This window comes from Arcobacter peruensis (genome assembly GCF_003711085.1).
GTDB lineage: Bacteria > Campylobacterota > Campylobacteria > Campylobacterales > Arcobacteraceae > Poseidonibacter > Poseidonibacter parvus.
In genome coordinates, this window is the sequence record NZ_CP032363.1 from 349,045 (window position 1) to 369,190 (window position 20,146).

The 20,146-nt window shown below is 26.2% G+C and carries 17 protein-coding genes; 7 read left to right on the plus strand and 10 right to left on the minus strand.

All coding sequences use genetic code 11. The annotated features are described in order from the left end of the window. Window positions 1-71 precede the first annotated feature (71 nt). Entirely contained in the window at window positions 72-1,799 is a 1,728-nt protein-coding gene (locus D3Z07_RS01765) for a Na/Pi cotransporter family protein (RefSeq protein WP_322898836.1), read from the plus strand. Beyond that, window positions 1,786-4,335 (plus strand): ATP-dependent helicase HrpB, encoded by a 2,550-nt coding sequence (gene hrpB / locus D3Z07_RS01770; protein ID WP_122892909.1) that lies wholly within the window; start codon window positions 1,786-1,788, stop codon window positions 4,333-4,335. The genes D3Z07_RS01765 and hrpB overlap by 14 nt, the downstream gene beginning before the upstream one ends. A 40-nt stretch (window positions 4,336-4,375) precedes the next feature. Here hrpB and D3Z07_RS01775 read toward each other — a convergent pair whose 3' ends face one another. Further along, window positions 4,376-4,654 carry an HU family DNA-binding protein gene (locus tag D3Z07_RS01775; RefSeq protein WP_076087046.1) on the minus strand — a complete coding sequence of 93 codons (279 nt, stop codon included), beginning with the start codon at window positions 4,652-4,654 and terminating at the stop codon, window positions 4,376-4,378. A 120-nt stretch (window positions 4,655-4,774) separates the two neighbouring features. Then, window positions 4,775-5,353 carry a class II aldolase and adducin N-terminal domain-containing protein gene (locus D3Z07_RS01780; protein WP_076087044.1) on the minus strand — a complete coding sequence of 193 codons (579 nt, stop codon included), beginning with the start codon at window positions 5,351-5,353 and terminating at the stop codon, window positions 4,775-4,777. A 61-nt stretch (window positions 5,354-5,414) separates the two neighbouring features. On the opposite strand from D3Z07_RS01780, the gene rsmH reads away from it, so the two are divergent. The 4 genes from rsmH to D3Z07_RS01800 all read left to right on the plus strand — a co-directional run bounded on the left by rsmH (window position 5,415) and on the right by D3Z07_RS01800 (window position 10,076). Beyond that, window positions 5,415-6,317, plus strand: a complete 903-nt coding sequence (gene rsmH / locus D3Z07_RS01785; protein WP_076087042.1) for a 16S rRNA (cytosine(1402)-N(4))-methyltransferase RsmH — start codon at window positions 5,415-5,417, stop codon at window positions 6,315-6,317. Beyond that, window positions 6,310-6,564, plus strand: coding sequence for a hypothetical protein (locus tag D3Z07_RS01790; RefSeq protein ID WP_076087040.1), 255 nt, complete (start codon window positions 6,310-6,312; stop codon window positions 6,562-6,564). The genes rsmH and D3Z07_RS01790 overlap by 8 nt, the downstream gene beginning before the upstream one ends. After that, window positions 6,561-9,647, plus strand: a complete 3,087-nt coding sequence (locus D3Z07_RS01795; protein WP_122892910.1) for an efflux RND transporter permease subunit — start codon at window positions 6,561-6,563, stop codon at window positions 9,645-9,647. Before D3Z07_RS01790 ends, D3Z07_RS01795 begins: the two co-directional genes overlap by 4 nt. A 72-nt stretch (window positions 9,648-9,719) precedes the next feature. Continuing rightward, complete coding sequence (locus tag D3Z07_RS01800; RefSeq protein WP_122892911.1) at window positions 9,720-10,076, plus strand: hypothetical protein; 357 nt, start codon at window positions 9,720-9,722, stop codon at window positions 10,074-10,076. Window positions 10,077-10,092: 16 nt separating this feature from the next. On the opposite strand, the gene D3Z07_RS01805 is transcribed toward D3Z07_RS01800, so the two are convergent. The 3 genes from D3Z07_RS01805 to D3Z07_RS01815 form a co-directional block, all read right to left on the minus strand. Beyond that, entirely contained in the window at window positions 10,093-11,514 is a 1,422-nt protein-coding gene (locus D3Z07_RS01805) for an SDR family oxidoreductase (RefSeq protein ID WP_122892912.1), read from the minus strand. Between the two features lie 72 nt (window positions 11,515-11,586). Then, the gene (locus D3Z07_RS01810; RefSeq protein ID WP_122892913.1) at window positions 11,587-12,864 is read right to left on the minus strand and encodes a C40 family peptidase; all 1,278 of its coding nucleotides are present in this window, start codon (window positions 12,862-12,864) and stop codon (window positions 11,587-11,589) included. Window positions 12,865-12,922: 58 nt separating this feature from the next. Then, entirely contained in the window at window positions 12,923-14,083 is a 1,161-nt protein-coding gene (locus tag D3Z07_RS01815) for a TsoY family (seleno)protein (protein ID WP_122892914.1), read from the minus strand. A 168-nt stretch (window positions 14,084-14,251) separates the two neighbouring features. Here D3Z07_RS01815 and D3Z07_RS01820 point away from each other — a divergent pair, with 168 nt between their 5' ends. Further along, window positions 14,252-15,091 carry a GGDEF domain-containing protein gene (locus D3Z07_RS01820; protein ID WP_122892915.1) on the plus strand — a complete coding sequence of 280 codons (840 nt, stop codon included), beginning with the start codon at window positions 14,252-14,254 and terminating at the stop codon, window positions 15,089-15,091. A 56-nt stretch (window positions 15,092-15,147) separates the two neighbouring features. On the opposite strand, the gene D3Z07_RS01825 is transcribed toward D3Z07_RS01820, so the two are convergent. From D3Z07_RS01825 to glmS, 5 genes are all read right to left on the minus strand, one after another. After that, the gene (locus D3Z07_RS01825) at window positions 15,148-15,426 is read right to left on the minus strand and encodes a c-type cytochrome (protein WP_076087026.1); all 279 of its coding nucleotides are present in this window, start codon (window positions 15,424-15,426) and stop codon (window positions 15,148-15,150) included. A gap of 117 nt (window positions 15,427-15,543) precedes the next feature. Beyond that, window positions 15,544-17,115 (minus strand): AMP-binding protein, encoded by a 1,572-nt coding sequence (locus D3Z07_RS01830; RefSeq protein WP_122892916.1) that lies wholly within the window; start codon window positions 17,113-17,115, stop codon window positions 15,544-15,546. 10 nt (window positions 17,116-17,125) lie between these two features. After that, window positions 17,126-18,310, minus strand: coding sequence for a glutamate mutase L (locus D3Z07_RS01835; RefSeq protein ID WP_076087022.1), 1,185 nt, complete (start codon window positions 18,308-18,310; stop codon window positions 17,126-17,128). Further along, window positions 18,304-19,671 (minus strand): methylaspartate mutase, encoded by a 1,368-nt coding sequence (locus D3Z07_RS01840; RefSeq protein WP_076087020.1) that lies wholly within the window; start codon window positions 19,669-19,671, stop codon window positions 18,304-18,306. Before D3Z07_RS01840 ends, D3Z07_RS01835 begins: the two co-directional genes overlap by 7 nt. Beyond that, entirely contained in the window at window positions 19,671-20,081 is a 411-nt protein-coding gene (glmS, locus tag D3Z07_RS01845; protein ID WP_076087018.1) for a methylaspartate mutase subunit S, read from the minus strand. The genes D3Z07_RS01840 and glmS overlap by 1 nt, the downstream gene beginning before the upstream one ends. Window positions 20,082-20,146 lie beyond the last annotated feature (65 nt).

Sequence of the window (20,146 nt, forward strand, 5' to 3'; positions counted from 1 at the left end):
TTCCTTTTGTTTTATATATTTTGCGATTATATCTAAATATTTGGTATTATTTCATAAAAGGAATTTTTATCTTGAGAAAAATCATCTATCCATTAATTTTAATTGCATTAGCTTATTTACTTTTAGTTGATGATGATGCAAAAGTTATAATCACTGGAATCGCAATTTTTTTAATTGGTATGACTTTTATGGAAGATGGTTTCAAACTTTTTAGTGGTGGTATTTTAGAAAAAGTTTTATCTAAAACTACTAATAATATTCCAAAAGCTATATTTACAGGCTTTTTATCTACTTCAATTGTTCAAAGTTCTTCATTGATCTCAGTTGTAATAATATCTTTTTTAAGTGCAGGGTTAATATCTTTAAGTGGTGCTATTGGAGTTATCTTTGGCTCAAATATAGGTTCAACTACAACTGCTTGGATAGTTTCAAGTTTTGGAATGGAAATTAAAATAGCTGCCTTTGCTTTTCCTATGATTATTTTTGGAGTAATTTTTAGATTCTCTGACAATAAAAGTTATAAAGGTTTAGGTAATGTTCTTTTAGGTTTAGGATTTGTCTTTTTAGGTATTTCTTATATGAAAGAAGGTTTTGATACTTTAAAAAATGGTATTGACTTATCTCAATTTGCAATGGAAGGCAATTTAGGAATATTAATTTATATTCTAATTGGATTACTTGCAACTGTAGTTATTCAATCAAGTGCTGCAACAATGGCATTAATTATCACTGCTTTAATGACTAATCAAATTTTATATATAAATGCTTTAGAATTAGCAATTGGAGCTAATATAGGTACAACAGTTACTGCTGTTGTAGCTGCAATTTCATCAAATGCTAATGGTAAAAGATTAGCAGTTGCACATTTTATTTTTAATATCACAACTGCAATAATAGCAATTGTTTTTTTATATCAACTAGCAGATTTAGTGTCTGTACTTGCTTCTAAAATAGGAATTTCAGAAGATAACTATGCAATGAAATTAGCATTATTTCATACTATTTTTAATATTATTGGAGTTTTACTTGTATCTCCTTTTACCTATAAATTAGAAAGTTTTTTAGCAACACTATTTAAAGATGAAAAAACATCAAAATTAAAAGCAAAATTTCTTGATGATATTGTAATTTCAGTTCCTGATGCTGCAATAGAAGCTATAAAAAATGAAACTATACATTTATACGAAAACTCAGTTGAAGTGATTTCTCATGCTTTATATTTACACAGACACAACTATTTAGGAAGCCATGATATTTCTTTAGTTGTTAAAAATTCAAATGCACAAATAAATATTGATATTAATGAGTTTTATTCAAGCAAGATAAAATCTTTATATGGAGAAATAATACATTTTTCTGTTCTTGCTCAAGAAAATATGGATAATGATTATAAAAATAAAATATACTCTTACAAATTAGCTTCAAAAGACATAGTTGAAGCAATCAAGAATATTAGAGATCTTCATAAAAATATAATCTTTTATTTAAAATCAGATAATAGCTTTATAAAAGAAGAATACAATTATTTAAGAACTAATATAGCTAAGACTATAAATACAATAAATGATTTAAAAAATGATAAAGATGATGTAAAAGCTTTAAAAAACTTAGAGATTTTAGAGTATGAAATAATGCAGTTAGGTGATTTACACAATGAAAAAATTGATACATTAATTAGAAAAAATCAAATAACAAGTACAATGGCAACATCTTTGATTAATGATTCCACTTATACTCACAGTATTTCAAAAAATTTAATTGATGTAGCTAGAATATTATGGATTGATGATAAAAAATAATATGAAACAACTCCCTATACATGAAATAATTCCAACACTAAAAAAAAGTTTAGAAAACAAAAAAAGAGTAGTTCTTCAAGCAAGTGCAGGTGCAGGTAAAAGTACAATAGTACCAATATCACTTTTAGAAGAAAACTGGTTAAAGCATCGAATGATTATTATGCTTGAACCTCGAAGAATGGCTGCAAAAAATGTTGCTTTGCAAATGGCAAGATTACTTGGTGAAGAAATAGGGCAAAGAGTAGGGTACCAAGTTAAAATGGATTCTTGCTTTTCAAAAGATACAAAAATATTAGTAGTAACTGAAGGAATATTAACAAGAAAGTTACAAAATGACCAAGCTTTAGAAGATATTGCATTGATTATATTTGATGAGTTTCATGAAAGAAGTATTCATAGTGATTTATCCTTAGCTTTATCTTTACAGTCTCAAGAATTATTAAGAGATGATTTAAAGATTCTTTTAATGTCAGCAACTCTAAATACTAAAGAAATATCAAGTTTATTAGAAAATGCAGAAGTAATAAAAAGTGAAGGAAGAATGTATGATATTGAAGATGTTTATTTAAATCAAGATATTAAACATCCAACACTTGAAACTTTAAATGACATTTTATTAAAAACTATTTTATCTTCTATAAACAAAGATGAAGGTGATATTTTAGTTTTTCTTCCTGGTTTAAAAGAGATTAAATATTTAGAAGAAAAATTAAAGTTAAAAGTATCAAATAAGGAAATTAATATACTTCCTTTACATTCAAGTTTAACTCAAAAAGATCAAGAAAAGGCTATTGGGAAAAGTGAAAATAGAAAAGTAATTCTTTCAACAAATATAGCACAAACCTCACTTACAATTGAAGGAATTAAAGTAGTAATTGATTCAGGTTTACAAAAACAAACAAGATTTAATTCTTCTAATGATATGAATCATTTAGAATATTGTTTTATTTCAAAAGAAGCTTCGATACAAAGAGCAGGACGAGCTGGAAGATTAAGTAGTGGAAAATGTTATAAGCTTTGGCATAAAAATAGAATTTTAGAACAAATATCAAAACCTGAGATTTTAAGAGCGGATTTATCATCTTTTTTACTTGAAGTTGCTTTATGGGGAGTTGAAGATTTAAATGAATTAAAACTTTTAGATTACCCAAGTTTAGAAATTATTGATTCCTCAAAAAACTTACTACTAAATTTAAATATGTTAGATAATAAAGGTAATATTACAAAAGAGGGTAAGCAGTGTTTATCTTTAGGAATTCATCCTAGATTTGCAAATATGATACTAAAAGCAAATGAATTAGGCTATGCAAAGCAAGCTTGTTTAATTACATCAATGCTTTTAGAAAATGATATTTTTAAAGATACTTTTAGCTCTTGCAATTTATATGAAAGATATATAGCTTTAAAGCAAAAAAGATTTAATTCTTTTAATATTAATGAATTTAGAGCAAAACAGGTATTAAAACAAGCAGAGTTTATTTATAAAAAACTTACAAAAATTATAACAATTCTCAAAGATAAGAATGAATACCTTGAAGAAAATATTCTAGGTGTATTACTTTTATTTGCATATCCTAATAGACTTGCAAAACTAAGAGCTAAAAATGATAATAAATATAAATTAAGTAATGAAAAGGGTGCAATATTAAACAGTAAAGATACTCTTTTTAATAGTGAATATTTAGTTTTACCAAACATAAATGCAAAAGAAAAAAACTCACATATACTTCATGCCTGTCCTATTAACTTAGATGATATTAAAAAATATTTTTCTTCTTTTTTAAAACAAAAAGATGAAGTGATATATAAGAAAGAAAAAAATAGTTTAGATATTAAAACATCTACATACTTTTTAAAGCTTGAACTCTTTTCAAATGCTAATACTGAGTTTAAAAAAGAAAAATATCCAAGATTGTTAATACAGTTAATTAAGAAAGAAGGCTTAGCTTTGTTATCTTGGAATAAAAAAGCCCAAGATTTAATATCAAAAGTTTGTTTTTTTAATCATCATATTAAAAGTGAAGATGTTAATACTATAAATTTAAACTTACCTGATTTTACAAAAGAAGGTTTACTAAAAAATATTAATAGCTTAGAACCTTTTTTACAAAATATAAATTCATTAAAAGATTTAAAAAGTATTGATACTTATTCTTATTTACAATCAATGCTTTTATGGGATGATTTACAAACTTTAGAAAAATTACTTCCAAATACATTAAAAGTTCCAAGTGGCTCTAATATCAAAATAGATTATAGTGATATTAAAACGCCTATTTTAAAAGTAAAGATACAAGAAGTTTTTGGATTAAAGAAAACACCAATGATATTAAATAATTCTGTATTTCTTCAAATACATTTATTATCACCAGCACAAAGACCTATTCAAATAACATATGATTTAGAAAGTTTTTGGAAAAATTCTTATACAGAAGTTCGAAAAGAGTTAAGAGGAAAGTATAAAAAACACTACTGGCCCGAAAATCCTTATGAAGCAGTAGCAACAAATAGAGTTAAAAAAAAAGGATCTACATAAAGTAGATCCTTTTTTAAGTTGGTTAATTTAAGTTAATAAATTATTTTTTAGCAATTGCTTCTTTTAAAGCTTTTCCAACTTTGAATTTTCCAACAGTAGTAGCTGGTACGTCAACTGTTTTATCAGTTCCTGGAACTTTAGCAGTTCTTGCAGCTCTATCAGCAGTAGTAAATGTACCAAAACCAATGAAACTTACAGATTCTCTTTTTACTAATGTTTCAGTAATTGTTTCTAATACAGAATCAACTGCACCTTTTGCGTCTTTTTTAGATAAACCAGCTTTTGCAGCTATTGCGTCAATAAATTCAGCTTTGTTCATGGATGAACTCCTTAATTAAAATAAATTTGATAAACTTTATACTATCTAAGCTTTAAAATAGCTAAAATTGGGGGTTTATATTGAAAAATAATGTAAAAAATAATGATTTAATAAATTTTATTAGCAAAATGATGTTTTTATACTAAGTAATCTGCAAGAGTTTTCTAAAATTGCTATTTTTTTTACAAGTTCATTTATGTCTCTATCATAAACATAAGCACCAACACCTTTGATTACCATTACATTGTTTTTTGATTCTTTTAAGTATCTAGTGATTTCTAAAGCGTTTCTGCTATACCAATTTTCACATTCCCCTGGGTCATAAATTGGAATTTCTCCAAAAGTTGTTTTTCCAAAATAATCTTCGAAAACTATAGAATCATGTTCAAAGGTATATGCTGTAGTATAAATAGGCATTCCAAAGGCTATATATTTTGCTTCATGAATATTTGTATATATTGTTGCATGAATATGTGATTCTATACTTGCAATTTTCCATCTATAATCTTGTTTATTGATATTTAGTGTACAAAATGAACTTGATGTCATTTCATCAAAAATTGCATCATTTGTATTAATTACAAAGTTCTCTTGATCTAGTTTTGCAGAGATTGCTCCATGATAAATTCCAAAGAAGTTTTTTCTAAACATTGTAAGAGATAAATCACTTAATTGTTTTACTGTAGCCTTATCTACCATTTTAAAAAGCCTTAAATATATTTTTGGGTATTATATACTAATTTTAATAAGGACTATTTGAATGCAAATACCACATGTTCCCGTACTATATAATGAAACACTTGAAGCTTTTTCTAGTATTAATGAAGGATATATCATTGATTGTACCACTGGTTTTGGTGGTCACACTAATGGATTATTAGAACAAAATGAAAATGTTAAGTTAATATGTAATGATCAAGATGATGAAGCTTTAGCTTTTTGTGCAAAAAGATTAGAGGCTTTTTCGTCAAGAGTTACTTTTAATAAAGGGAATTTTGAACATGTTCTTGATAACTTTAAAGATTTTGATATTAGAGGTGTTTTAGCTGATATTGGAGTTTCTTCTTTACAACTTGATAAACTAGAGCGTGGTTTTGGTTTTGAAAGTGAAACTTTAGATATGAGAATGAATCAAAATCAAAGTTTAGATGCTTCTGTAGTTGTAAATACATATTCTCAAAGTGAACTTGAAAGAGTGTTTAAAGAGTATGGAGAAGTGCGAGAATATAAAAAAGTTGCATCTTTAATAGTTAATAATAGACCTTTTACTTCCGCAAAACAAATAGCACAATTACTATCACAAAAAATGTCAAAAGGTAAAATACATCCAGCAACTCTTCCTTTTCAAGGTATTAGAATTGAAGTAAATGATGAGCTTGGAGTTTTAAAAAGATTATTTGATTCTTTGGCAGATGCAAAATTAGAAAATTGTATTGTTGCAATTATTTCATTTCATTCATTAGAAGATAGAATTGTAAAGCAATACTTTAAAAAATGGACAAAGTCTTGTATTTGTCCTCCTGAAGCTTTTAGATGTGAATGTGGTAATAATCATGCTTTAGGAAAAATACTTACAAAAAAACCAATTATTCCTACAAAAGAAGAGATAAAAAAGAACCCTAGAAGTAGAAGTTCTAAATTAAGGATTTTTAAATTTGATTAAATTAAATGCTGTTAATTCTTTAGTAATTGTATTTTCAATACTTTTTATTGCTGTTATTTTGTATTTTCCAAAAATATATTTTAGAAACAATATTTATTATATTAGTAAAGATATCAATAAATTATATGCTCACTATATTTCACTACAAGAAGAAAATAAATTCTTAGCACAACAATTAGAAGATATGAAATTTAAAAATCAAATTATTGATTCACTATTATTTAATCCTTTAAAAGATGAGAAATGATAAAAAGCATTATAGAGTTTGCATTAAAGAAACCTATTTTAAATCATATGTTTCTTCTTTTTATTTTATTGCTTGCTTTTTTTTCTTATTTTAAAATACCAAAAGAAATTTTTCCACCATCTGCTTTAGATGCTGTTTCTATTAGTGGTTATTACACGGGTGCAAGTTCAGAATTACTTGATAAAATTGCAGTTTCAGATATTGAAGATGAACTTTTAGGTTTAAGTTCTGCTGATACTATTTCTTCTACTATTAAAAATGGAAGTTTTAATATCAAAGTTGATTTAAAAGACGGTTATAAAGCAAATGAAGTTGTTGATGATGTAAAAGATATTGTTACAAAAATTAAAACAAACTTACCTTCTGATATGGATGAACCAACTGTTAAAACACTTGAACACGCTTTTCCTTTGATAAATATTTCAGTTTCATCAAAACAAGATGTTTCAAAAGAGTATTTGATTGAAGTTGCTACAGATGTAAAATCAAAAGTTATGCAATTAAAAGATTTATCACAAGTTTCAGTTTTTGGAAAAAGTGATAAAGAGCTTCTAATAACTTTTAATGATGAAAAAATTGATGCATATGGTTTAAATAAATTAAGTGTTATAAACGCAGTTCAATCTTTAAGCTCTATTTTTCCAATTGGTTCTATTAAAGACTCTTCAACGCACTATTATTTATCTACATATAATGGTGAAAAAGATATTGAAAAAATAAAAAATACTTTAATACGAATAAACGGAACTTCTCTTTATTTAAAAGATATAGCAAATGTTAAATATACACTAGGTGATGTAGCTGATATCTCTCATTTTAATGCAAAAACAAATATTGCAGTAGGAATAAATAAAGGCGTAGAAGGTGATGCAATTGAACTTGTAAAACAAATCAAAGAAATTGCAAAAGATTTTGATAAAAAGTATGAGAATTTAGAGTTTGATACTTATATTGATACTTCTATTTGGATTAAAAATAGACTTAATACTGTTGTTTCAAATATTTTATTTGGTTTAATTTTACTATTTATTGCACTATTTATATTTATAAATGTAAGAATTGCTATTGTAATAGCAATTGGAATTCCAACTTCCTTTATGATTGGTTTAATTGGTGCTGATTATATGGGATATAGTTTAAATATGCTTTCTTTGCTTGGAGCTTTAATTGCTTTAGGAATGCTTGTTGATGAAGCTATTGTTGTAGGTGAAAATATCTATAGACATCTTGAAATGGGAAAAGATAAATTTGCAGCAGCACGTGATGGAGCCTTAGAGATGTTTCCTGCTGTTTTAACAGCAACAGCAACAACAATATTTGCTTTTTTACCAATATTACTAATGACAGGAGAAGTAGGGAAGTTTATGCAAATACTTCCTGTAATGATTACAATACTTCTTATAAGTTCACTTGTAGAAGCATTTTTCTTTTTACCTCTACATGCACAAGAAATACTAAAAGTAAGTAAAGGTGAAAGAAAATCTCATAAGGTTTGGGATTTTAATTATAAGCTATATGGAAATATTTTAGAGTTTTTATTAAAATGGAAATATATTGCAATAATCATTATGATAGCTACAATTATCGGTTCATCTGTAATTATATTCAAAACTCAAAAGTTTGAGTTTATGCCTTCTTTTGATTCAACTCAAATATATATAACAGGTTCTGTTGGAGTTGGTAAAAAAATTGAACAAACAGAACAACTTGTATTTGATATTGAAAAGAAGATATTAAACTCAGTTGATTTTAAAAATGTAGTAAGTTCAGTATCTTCAGTTACGGGAATGAAACTTGATGGTAAAAATCAACCTCATTATGAAGAGTTTTATTTTCATATATTTGTAAACTTACATGAAAGAGCACCTACAAATATTTTTGAAGAGTTTGTAAACCCTTATCTTTCGCCAAAATATGACAATACTAATATGATTAGAAATATTGCAGCTCAGGATATGGAAGAGCAGTTAAAAGAGATTTTAAATGCTGATATTAGTTCTGGAACGTATGATGAATTAAAAGTATTTGTTCCTCAAGCTGGAATTGTTAAAAATGATATTGAAATAGCAGTTTCAGGAGAAAAAGAAAAAGTAGCACTTGCTGTTAAAAAATTAAAAGATTCTTTTTCTAAAACAAATGGAGTTTCAAATATAGCTGATGATGCACTAACAGGAAATTATGAATTAAAGTTTAAAGTAAACTCTTATGGAAATAATATTGGAATTAGTGAAGAGACTATATTAAATGAATTAAGACCTTTTTATTTTAAAGGAACTTACTCAAAAATGTTTGATAATCAAGGTATTGTTGATATAATTTTTGAGAGTAAATCAAAGGATATTTTAAATAGTTTAGATACTTTTGAAATTACTACTTCAAGTGGTCAAAAAGTTCTTTTAAGTGAAGTTGTAGATTTTATAAAAGTACCTGCATATTCTCAGATATTTAAAGAAAATAATGAACAAATCATAAGCGTAACAGCTTCTTTAAACAAAGTTACATCAGCAGAAGTATTTAAAACAATTCAAAGTGATATTGATGAGCTTAGAAAAACAGTTACTTTAGAAATTAAAGGTGAACAACAAGAAAACGAGAAAGTGCAAAGAGAAATGGGGCAGGCTGCTTTAATAGCTGTTATTCTTATTTTTATGGCACTTGTTTGGATGTTTGATTCTATTGTAAAACCTCTAATTATTTTAAGTACAATTCCATTATCTGTTTTAGGTGTTTTAATAGGTCATGTTGTAATGGGAATAAATGTTTCAATGCCAAGTTTAATTGGAATAGTAGGACTTGCAGGTGTTATAGTAAATGATGGAATTATTATGATGGACTTTATTAAAAAAGCAAAAAATTTAGCTGAAATGGTAGAGTTAGCAAAAATGAGATTAAGACCAATATTACTAACATCAGTTACTACAATATTAGGACTTTCTACACTTATTTTCTTCTCTTCTGGACAAGCCTTGATTTTACAACCAATGGCTGTATCTTTAGGTTTTGGAATATTATGGGCTACAATTTTAAATCTTTATTTTGTACCAATGATTTATAGAATTATTTATTTGAGAAAATCTGAATAAAGTATATATAGTATACTTATTTATGAATATAAAAAGATTATACTTTAATATAATATACAAAAAGTAGTAATGATGTTAAAGAATATTAATGAAAATATTATAGATGAAGTTTGGCATAAAAACTATTTTGAAATTTGTAAACTTAGATTGTCTAAATCTTCATATGAAATAATGATTGAAGAAATCAATAAAGTTATTGATGAAAAACTAAAGAGTAATTCAAAGCTTGTTGTAAGAAGTATCTTTCCAAGAAATATTTGGCGCAATACTATTTGGGAAGAAGCTTATACTAAAGCTTGTTCTCAAGATGATTGTTATTCAGGTCAATTTGTTGGTTTATTAGTTTGCCAAGAATTGATTTTAAGAGAGGAGACTTGGTACTTTATTAAAACCGATGTATCTTCAAATATGGTTTACTTCACTAAATAGATATTTGAATATTTATTTATGAACTCTTAGCTTTTTTAACAATATTACTTATCATATTTTTAAATACAAAATAATGAATAGGTACAAGTGAATACCAATATATTCTTCCAAAAAGTCCTTTTGGATAATAATAAGCTGTTTGGATTAGTTTATTATCTTTGATTTTAAACTCTAACCATGCTCTTCCTGGTAGTTTCATTTGAGCAAATAAAAGTAATCTTTCATTTTTTTTGATATCAACTACTTTCCAAAAATCTAAGCTATCTCCAATTCTAAGATTATATTGGTCTCTTCTTCCTCTTTTTAGTCCAACTCCACCAATCATTTTATCAATAAAGCCTCGAATTTCCCAAAGAAAATCAAATTCAAACCAACCATTTTTCCCACCAATACTAATAAAACTTGCATATACTTTTTCTTTTGGAATATTACTAATATCAAATTCTTTTCTATCTAAAAATATTGCATCTGCTATTTCTTTTGAATGATCTTTATTCCAATCTTTTCCAAGGTTATCACTCCATCTAGAAATTACTTGATTCTGTTGTATTACTACAACTGCTTGTTTTACTGCATCTATAAATTTTGTTGGTATTATATTTGGATAATATTTTTTTGCATTGTCATTTTGAATTATTACTTCTGATTTTAAACCTTCAATTAGTGCTTTTGCAACTCCAAATGGAACAGGAGTAAAAAGATTTAACCAATATGATGAGATATTTATTGTTAAAAAAGGAAGAGGAATTATCACTCTTTTAAGCCCCAAAGCCTTAGCTGATTGAAGCATCATTTCTTTGTAAGTTAATTGTTCACTTCCAATATCAACTACAAGGTTTTCTTTTTCTTTTATATATAAAGATTCTAATAAATAAGCAATAACATCATCAACACCAATTGGCTGTGCTTTTGTTTCAACCCATTTTGGAGTTGTCATTATTGGAAGTTTTTCTGTTAAATTTCTAATAATTTCAAAGCTTGTACTTCCTGAACCTATTATAACTCCAGCTCTAATCCATATATTTTGTACTTCTTTTCTTGAAGAAAGTATTTCTCCTGTTTCTAATCTACTTAATAAATGCTCACTTGTATTCTCATTTTTAACTCCAAGACCACCTAAATAAATCACTCTTTTTACACCGCATTCTTTTGCAATATCAATAAAGTTTTGAGCCGAAATTTTATCAAGTTCTTTGTAGTTTTCATTATTTAAAGAGTGAACTAAATAATAAGCTATATCAATGTCTTTAAGTGCTATCTTTAATTTTTCTTTATCAAAAGTATCACCTTCAACCACTTCAATGTTTTTGTGTTTTTTTGAAGATAGAATTTTCTTATCTCGAACAAAAAGTCTTAGATTAATATCTTCTTTTTCAATTAATTTTTGTTTTAATCTTCTTCCAATATATCCATTTGAGCCTGTTAGTAATACATTCATAATATATTCCTTTCGATTTATATGTCAGTATATTACTAACAGAAATTATTCTGTAGGTGTTTTATATAAGTTTTATAATATTACAATACCTTTAACTTGTCTAAGAATATTGTTGTTTTCATCAAAATCTTTTAACTCTTTTCCTGGTTCTAGTGTTGTAATTGTAGCTTTTCCAATAATATGTCGATATTTCTTTCCATATTTGTTCTTAAGCCTTACACTCCACATATTGTGCATTACAAGTGGTTCATTTTGTTTTTGTCCAATATAAAGCATAATATGACCTTTTAAATATACTAATGTAGAAAAAGGAATTGCATTTTTTCTTATATATTCTTTTTTTTGTTTTTTTGTAAAACTTGAGATGTCATGATATTTACCATTTTTTGTTTGTGCTTTTGAGTTTCTAGAAAGGTACTTTCCAAATGGAGCAAAAAAATCTTGTGTAAAACTTGAACAATCTCTATTGTTTAATAATCCACCCCAACCATAAGGTTCATCTAGTAATGCTTTTGCAATTTTTATTCTATTACTAGAATTAAATTCTAAAGGCATTGATTCAACTGAATTTGGATCTATATCAATATATGTGATTATTGCATTATTATCAAAATCTTTTTTTGCAATAATATATTTATTTGCTGCTTTTGGAAAAATAGTAGCTACTTTTACATATTCTCTAAAAGTATTGTCATATATTGGAAACTTTTCTTCTATTGCTACACTATAGTTGTTTGTTTTAAACTCATTGATAAATTCTTTATCAACAAATGCTATGTCTCTAATATGAATCCATCCTCCAACACTATTAGATTGCATATAAACCCATGCTTTATCTTTTGAATAATGAGAAACAAATATTGGAGTATTTATTTTAATAGCAGAGTTCTGGTTGTAATCAAAAGGAAAACCTTCACCTGCTTTATTTGGATTATAAAACATTGGTGATGATGTTGGGAAAACTCTAATATTAGTGTTTTTTAGTGTAATTGCTTTCTTTAGTAAAGTATTGTATTTTTCAAAATTTGAATTATCAATTTGTTTATTAAACCATTTTTCATCTGCTTTTATATGGTTTTCTAAATATACAGTTTTATTTTTGTATGAAAAACCCCAAGTTGCATCTTTTAAATTGTATGTAGCTTTACTTTGATTCCATGGTCTAAAATATTTTGATAGATATTTATCACTTTCTTTATTTTGATTCATAAAGTTATTGTTTGCAAGTTTTGTACTTTTTATCAGATCATTTTTCTTTACTTTTACAAGAGGTTCTTTTTGTGAACATGCAGTAAATAATATGAGTGTAGAGAGTAAAAGAATATTTCTAAGTTTTTTGCTTTTTGTCATAGGTAACAGCCTCTATTTTTAATATAGAGATTGTACCATTTTATAATTTTTCTATTTATTAAAAAAAGAACTTTTTCTTTAATTTAAAGAAATAAATAACTGTTTTGTATTGAACAAAAATAAAAGGAAGCATAAGAATAAAATATGCAAGTGAATATTTTGCAATAATACCATTAAAAGTAAGTCCAAAGTTTATAAAAAACATTCCAAATACCATAAATGCAACACCTGGACAAATTAGTGCAAATGATACAGATGATCTTTCTTTTCCATCAACAAATTTTTCAAAATATCCTAATTGATTCATAATTTTATAACCTAGTACACCGAATATAATTTGTAAAGAAACAATAATTGAAGTAAGGGTAAATAATGAAGATTTATCAACAGCTGAATTAAAATGATGATCAAAACCAAAAGATACTCTTACTGCTGTAATTCCTAAAAGTGTTAAAATAGGAATTATAATCCATAATGATGGTGATGCTTCAGCTGAAATACCATGTTCAAACATATTTTTAAAACCGATTGTAAGTTTAATTACAAGTAATAAAAGTGATAAAGCAGTGAAGAATAGTGCACCAAATATACCAATTGCATTTATTTCAATATTGTGGCTCATAGCTCCAGGTGCTGCGAAACCAACAGCAATCATTGCAAAGGCAAAAATAGAAATCATTTGTGAAAGATTATTGTTTTTTGTAAAATCAAAATCACCATTTATAATAATTCTAGAAAAGTAATTAAAGAATATTTTTAATCCAAAGAATCCTGTTATTATGAATCCAATTAATGCAAATGGAAATAAATATTCAACAATTCCCCAAAGGCCTGGAACAAAAACAGCTCCTAAAACAAAACATACATTTATTGTCATTGTAAATGTAAGTGGTATTGTCATTAAAGTAATTTCTGCATTAGAATTTTTTAATTCTTTATAAATATCTGATTTTTTATACATATTAAATTGTTTTGTATTCCAAATTAAAAGTTTAAAATGTAAAAATGCAAAAGCTATAATCATTACAAGAGAGAAAGCAGATACAAAAGATAGCCAGTTTCCTTTTAATAGTTGAGGGTATATAAAATCAAAAGTTGCCATTGGAGCACCTTCGTGAGGTACTAAAAACATTAAATACATAAAAAATGATACTGATAAACCACCAGCACCTAATGCTGATAAAAAACACATGGGAGAAAATTTTTCTCTTAAAGTCATTATAAGTCCTTAAATAAATTTTTTAGATAATACAATATATTATATTAAATACTTATGAATATACTATAAGAAAAACTTATTATAATATATTTTTGAACATATTCCAAATATATAGCTAAGTTATTACTTGATATAGTTTTATTAGATTATTTTAGGAAATTATATAAGATGCAAAAGATTTCAGTTTCAAAAGAGTTGTTTGAAGATATTTTATTAAAAAAAATACTAGTTCTTAGTAAAGAAAATAATAAATATTGGAAAAAAATACTTCTTGAACCTAAAATTGTAAATGATAATATTGAATACTCAATAAAACAATTTGATAATTTAACAATTACAAATGGCTTAGGAAAAGATTCACCTTTACTTGTAATTGAGTGTAAAAAAATAGATTATTCTTCTTCAAAAGATTGTTTTGAGTTTTCTTTAGGAAAAATCATAGAACAAAAAAATACAAACCTAGAAGAAAATTATAAAGATAATCTAATTGAAGAACTATTAAGAGAAAAAGAACTTTTAAAAGATCAGATGAATAGAGACCATTTAACTAAGGTTTATAATAGACGAAAAATGGAAGATGATTTAAAAGTTTTTTCAAGACAAAGTAATTCTTCTTTTTTAAGTGCAATATTTATTGATGCTGATAGATTTAAAGGTATAAATGATAATTTTGGACATGAAGCAGGGGATAAAGCTCTTATTTATTTAGCTAATAAATTAAAAAAACATGCAGAAGTTCTTAATGGAGAAGTTTATAGATATGGTGGTGAAGAGTTTATAATATTATGTTTTATCACTAAAAACCATATTTTAGAAAAGTTAAATGAGTTAAAAGAAGATATTAAATCAAAAAAATTATATCATCCTTTACGAGATATTTCAATTACTGTAAGTATTGGTGTTTCTTTTTTAAGTGATTGTAATAATGTTGATGAAATGATACAAAAAGCTGATAAAGGTGTGTATAAAGCTAAAGATAATGGTCGTGATAGAATAGAATTTGTATAAAGTAAGTAAAAATAATAGACTAGCTAAAAGCTAGCTATTATTAAGTATTGATAGAATTATTTTGCTATTTTATCTGCAATCGCATTCATAGTAGCTTCGTCCATACCTTTAACTTGACCTTTCATTAAACCTTTCATAGGTCCTCCGTAAGATCCATCTTGGTAACCTTTTAAAGCTGCAACGAAATCTGCTTTAGTCATATCTTTAATAACTTTTGATTTACCTAATGCTACTTTTTCTCCATTTGCTCCATGACAACCTGCACATTTTGCGTAAGGGTTAGCGAATGCTACACATGCTGTTAATACTGATGCTGCAATAATAATTTTTTTCATTGTTAGATCCTTTTTTTTATATTGTAGTAATTATAATATAATTTATTTTAGGAGTAATTGACGTTAGTCAATAAAAAGTGAGTTTTTTATAAATATAGCTTGATGCTATATTTATAATTATTTAATAATTAATTCTTTTTTTAATTCGTCTATATTTATCTTATTTTTATCAGAAGGAATAAGAGGTAAAGATTTTTTATATATTATTCTTGATGGAATCATATATGATGCTAGATGTTTTTTTAATTCAAAAATAATCTCTTTTGAACTTAGTTCATTATTTGCTGTATAAACTAAAACTATTTCTTCTTCAATCTCTTCATTTTCTATTGAAAATACTGCACATTGATCAATTTCAGAAATATTTTTACAAACTACAGATTTTATTTCATATGGACTTACTCTAAAACCTCTTGTTTTAATCATATTATCATCTCTTGAGACAAAGTAAAGATAACCTTCTTCATCTTTATATACATAATCTCCAGTTGCTACAACTATTTCATCATTTAACTCGCCATCAAGGTTTATAATGTTTTTAAGTATTTGTGCTGATTTAAATCTTTGCTTAGTTTGTTTTGGACCTTTCCAGTATCCTTGATAAATATATCCACCTCTATGAATTAACTCACCAACAACTCTTGGAGGACACTCATTCCCATCTTCATCAATTACATATAATTCAACATCAGGAATTGCTTTTCCAATTGAATCAGGTCTTATTTTAAGCTGAGATGGATCTAAATAAGTAGATCTAAAGGCTTCTGTTAACCCATGCATAGAATAAAATTTTGCAGTTTTAAAATATTTTTCAATATCTGTAATCATTTTATTTGTTACATTTCCACCTGAAGATGTAATAATTCTTACATTTTCTAAAAGTTCACTACTTGGAAGTCTATTTTCTTCTTCATCAAACATATCTGTAATTGTAATAGGCATAATAGGTAAAACAGTTACTTTATCATTTATTAAATGATTAAAGAAGTCATTTGGTAATACAAATCTATGTAAAGCTAATGTAGCTCTTTTATATAATGAACAAAAGATTTGATTTAATCCATAATCTAGATTAAAAATCAAAAGTCCTGAAATCACATCATCTTCTTTTAAATCTAGATATTGTGATACTACACGTGCAGAATCAATAAAGTTTCTATGTGAAATTACAATACCTTTTGGTTTTCCACCCATTCCAAATGAATAAGTAATAGCTGCATTTTGATGACCTGAAATATTACATTCATAAGGTTTATTATAATATTTGTAAATCTCTTCAAAAGAGGGCAGGTCTTTGTGTGTTGTTTCATAAGAGATAATTGAACCTGTAAAGTTGATTTCTTCAATAGATTCTAATTTTACTTTATCAGTAATAATACACTCTATATTACAATCATTGATTATATACTCAACTTGCTCTGATTTTAAAAGTTTTGTTAATGGAACTAAAATATAATCAGTTGATAAAATAGCAAGCATTGCAATTACTTGATCAATCCCTTTATTTGAATAAACACCAATTCTACTTTTACTAGGCATATTTAATTCATCTAAATAATAAGCAATTTGATTAACTTTAGTAAATAATTCACTATAAGTTAATTTTTCTTGGCCATGAATAATTGCTACTTTATCAGGGTTTGATACATTAGCTTCTTCTATTAATGTTCTTATACAATTTATTGACATATTATTTCCTTTACTTTTGAGTAATTCCAAGAGTCCAAATATCATAATTTGAATCTAAAACAATTGAAGGATGAACTTCACTATTTAATATTTTTTTATAGAAAAATGCAATAATATCCTCAACTTCTTCAAAACTTAAAACTTTAGTAATTCCACCTGTTAAAACAACAGATTTTAACAATTCTAGTTTTAATTTAATATATAAAGGATGAACTTCTGATACTTTATACATTACTAAGAAAATAGCAAGTTGCATTAAGATTCTAAGGCTTTTTTCATTATTTTCATTAAAGATATTTTCTGTAACTTTTAAATGTGCAAGTAATTCATATACAAATTCATTGTTTTGTGCTGCAAAGATTAAAGACTCACGTGATTTAAAAACACCTAGTTTTTTAAATACTAATCTATCATATTCATTTTCTGTAACGATATTATCATCAGATAAATCTTTTGAATAATGAATATCTGTTGTAGCTCCACCAATATCAATTAAAATAAATGGATTAACTGCTGCAAATTTTGAATCAATCATTGGTAATGTCTTATTTACAATATAAGGAGTTGAATAAATTTGATTTGATGTTAAATCATAAAGGTGTTTAATATCTTCCTTACCCATGATATCAGCTTGATAAAGATTAGTTAAATATTCTTTTAAAGGCTCTTCTACAACATGCAGTTTATTATTGATTATATTTTCAATAATAATTAGGTTCTCAATTTTTGAACTTAAGTAATTTGCATCTTTAGATGAACCTGCAAATACGACATTTGAGTAATTTACATTTTCTAAGTAATTAAATAAATCTTCATCAAATAAACCATCAACGCTATTTATTCCACCAACAATTATTACAACATCGATTAAATCACTTGGAACTGAGGCTTTTTTAATATCTTGGTATAAAACAGTATCTATAATATTAATTCCAGAATTATAAGCAATATTTTTTGCAAATTTCAATGAAAAAGAGTTTGTAACACCAATTACTAAAGTTGATAAACCACCATTTGCAGATGAACAAATATATACTTCATCTTTTGCAAAACCTTCAATCTTACTTCCACATTTTGATACTAAATCATCATAAATATTTTTATTAAAATCTCTAAAATGTTGCTCAACTTTATCATTTGTTGCAACTTTGAAGTAAGTACTTCCTATGTCTATTAAAAGTTTATTTTCTACCATTGCATAATTCCTATATCATGAATAATATCATTTACAATTGACGAGGCATCTTTATTTAAATCACAGTGTTTCTTTTCATATTCAAAACATCTATCACTAATTGGTAAATTACCTTTTTTTATAATTCTGATATTTTTGTTTTTATCTCTTACTGTTACAACTTCATTATGATTAATAATATGTGGAGAGAAAGGAACATCAATAGTTCCATTTTTAATAGAGTTAAAGACTTTTCTCCATAATGTATCAGCAGGGTCATTGAATACTGCTTCCATTATGCTCATTACTTCTTCTGTTAAAATCTCTTCTTCTTCTTTATCAACTACATTTGGAAGTCCATTTAACATTCTTAGAGTATATTGAGTATTTGCAACTGTTTTAGCATTTGCTTCTTTTGTTGGAATTCCTGATGCTTCTTCTCTTGTTTTTGTAATAATCTTATCAGCACCAACCATTGATGCAATTACAGTTGAAGTATTAATTAAACATTCTGCAAAGTTTTTATCAGTAGGGAAGGCTCCCATCCATTGATGATATACTAAATGAACAGATGCATCACCACAGCCAATTTCTTCTGCATAATATTTTGCCATTTTTCGTATAACTGCACCAGTAACTATATCTTGATTCATAGAACCAGTTTGCGAGAAAGATACTGAGAATGACTTTACACCTTCTTCAAGTGATAAAAGCATTTCAAGTAATTGAATTACAATAGTTACACAAGGAGGCACTAGTGTTGCAGTTAATGGTCCAAATGATTCTCTATTAATTGGTTCATTTAATTTTGAATAATTTGCACATACTCGTTCAACGTATTTCCAATATAAAAAAGCCTTATCTAATGGAAAGTTTTTTGAATATGGTAAAAGGTAAGTAATTGGTCCACCTTCAATTTCAAATATTCCTGATGCAATTGCAGTTTCTATTAAAAGTCTTGCATCTGGAGTTCCGTGTCTTAGACTTACAGGCTTATTAAAATGTGTAATCATTTTTCTTGTAGTTTTATAACCATGATTTACTAATGGATATCCATTTAACATATCAACTTCATTTTCTTCAGAAAGTTTTAACATCTTAGCAGATGTTGCATAGTCATTTAATCTTGTATTAGAATCAATAGTTAAGGGTAAAATATCAACATCTGCATTTACAAAAAACTCATATAAGTCATATTGCTTTTGATAAGTTGGAAAACCACCACGAGGTTGAACAAGCATTTTATTTGCATTTTTAAATCTATGAGATATAAATAAATCTTTTGAAGCATTTTTTACAAACTCTTCAATCTCAGCAAAATCAAAATCATCTGCATATTTATTTTGGATAATAATATCTCTTTCTTCTTGAAGTAAACTCATTATTTTCTCTCCTTCAAGTATGTTTCTAGTGAATCAAGTCCTGTATTTAAATCAATTTGATGAAATACTAAATCAAAACCGTAATCTTTAAACTTAGCAACAATTTCATCATTACTTCCTGTTCCTACTGTTAAGTTTCCACCAATCATAAATACTACATTATCTAAAAGATTTCCATATTTTGACTTTAAGATTTTAACTTCTCTACACCATCCTTCAGCTTCGCCATTTAATGATGATATTAATAAAATATCAGCATTTGTTTCAACAACTGCATCAAGAAATTCTTCTAAATAAGTATTAACACCTAAGTTAAATACTTCAAATCCACGTGCTTGTAATGATATATCAATAAGTCTGTTTGCAACAACATGAATATCATTGCCAACAACTCCTGTAACTACTTTCATATATTTGTACCTAATTCTTTTTTTATTAGTTTATTTAAGGCAAATATAATATCTAAATTGTGGTT

Coding starts and splice junctions, on each gene's coding strand:
- hrpB (WP_122892909.1), top strand. CDS start 1,786: ATGATAAAAAATAATATGAAACAACTCCCTATACATGAAATAATTCCA.
- rsmH (WP_076087042.1), top strand. CDS start 5,415: ATGCAAATACCACATGTTCCCGTACTATATAATGAAACACTTGAAGCT.
- D3Z07_RS01780 (WP_076087044.1), bottom strand. CDS start 5,353: ATGGTAGATAAGGCTACAGTAAAACAATTAAGTGATTTATCTCTTACA.
- D3Z07_RS01840 (WP_076087020.1), bottom strand. CDS start 19,671: ATGAGTTTACTTCAAGAAGAAAGAGATATTATTATCCAAAATAAATAT.
- D3Z07_RS01810 (WP_122892913.1), bottom strand. CDS start 12,864: ATGACAAAAAGCAAAAAACTTAGAAATATTCTTTTACTCTCTACACTC.
- D3Z07_RS01815 (WP_122892914.1), bottom strand. CDS start 14,083: ATGACTTTAAGAGAAAAATTTTCTCCCATGTGTTTTTTATCAGCATTA.
- D3Z07_RS01830 (WP_122892916.1), bottom strand. CDS start 17,115: ATGTCAATAAATTGTATAAGAACATTAATAGAAGAAGCTAATGTATCA.
- D3Z07_RS01825 (WP_076087026.1), bottom strand. CDS start 15,426: ATGAAAAAAATTATTATTGCAGCATCAGTATTAACAGCATGTGTAGCA.
- D3Z07_RS01775 (WP_076087046.1), bottom strand. CDS start 4,654: ATGAACAAAGCTGAATTTATTGACGCAATAGCTGCAAAAGCTGGTTTA.
- glmS (WP_076087018.1), bottom strand. CDS start 20,081: ATGAAAGTAGTTACAGGAGTTGTTGGCAATGATATTCATGTTGTTGCA.
- D3Z07_RS01805 (WP_122892912.1), bottom strand. CDS start 11,514: ATGAATGTATTACTAACAGGCTCAAATGGATATATTGGAAGAAGATTA.
- D3Z07_RS01795 (WP_122892910.1), top strand. CDS start 6,561: ATGATAAAAAGCATTATAGAGTTTGCATTAAAGAAACCTATTTTAAAT.
- D3Z07_RS01820 (WP_122892915.1), top strand. CDS start 14,252: ATGCAAAAGATTTCAGTTTCAAAAGAGTTGTTTGAAGATATTTTATTA.
- D3Z07_RS01835 (WP_076087022.1), bottom strand. CDS start 18,310: ATGGTAGAAAATAAACTTTTAATAGACATAGGAAGTACTTACTTCAAA.
- D3Z07_RS01800 (WP_122892911.1), top strand. CDS start 9,720: ATGTTAAAGAATATTAATGAAAATATTATAGATGAAGTTTGGCATAAA.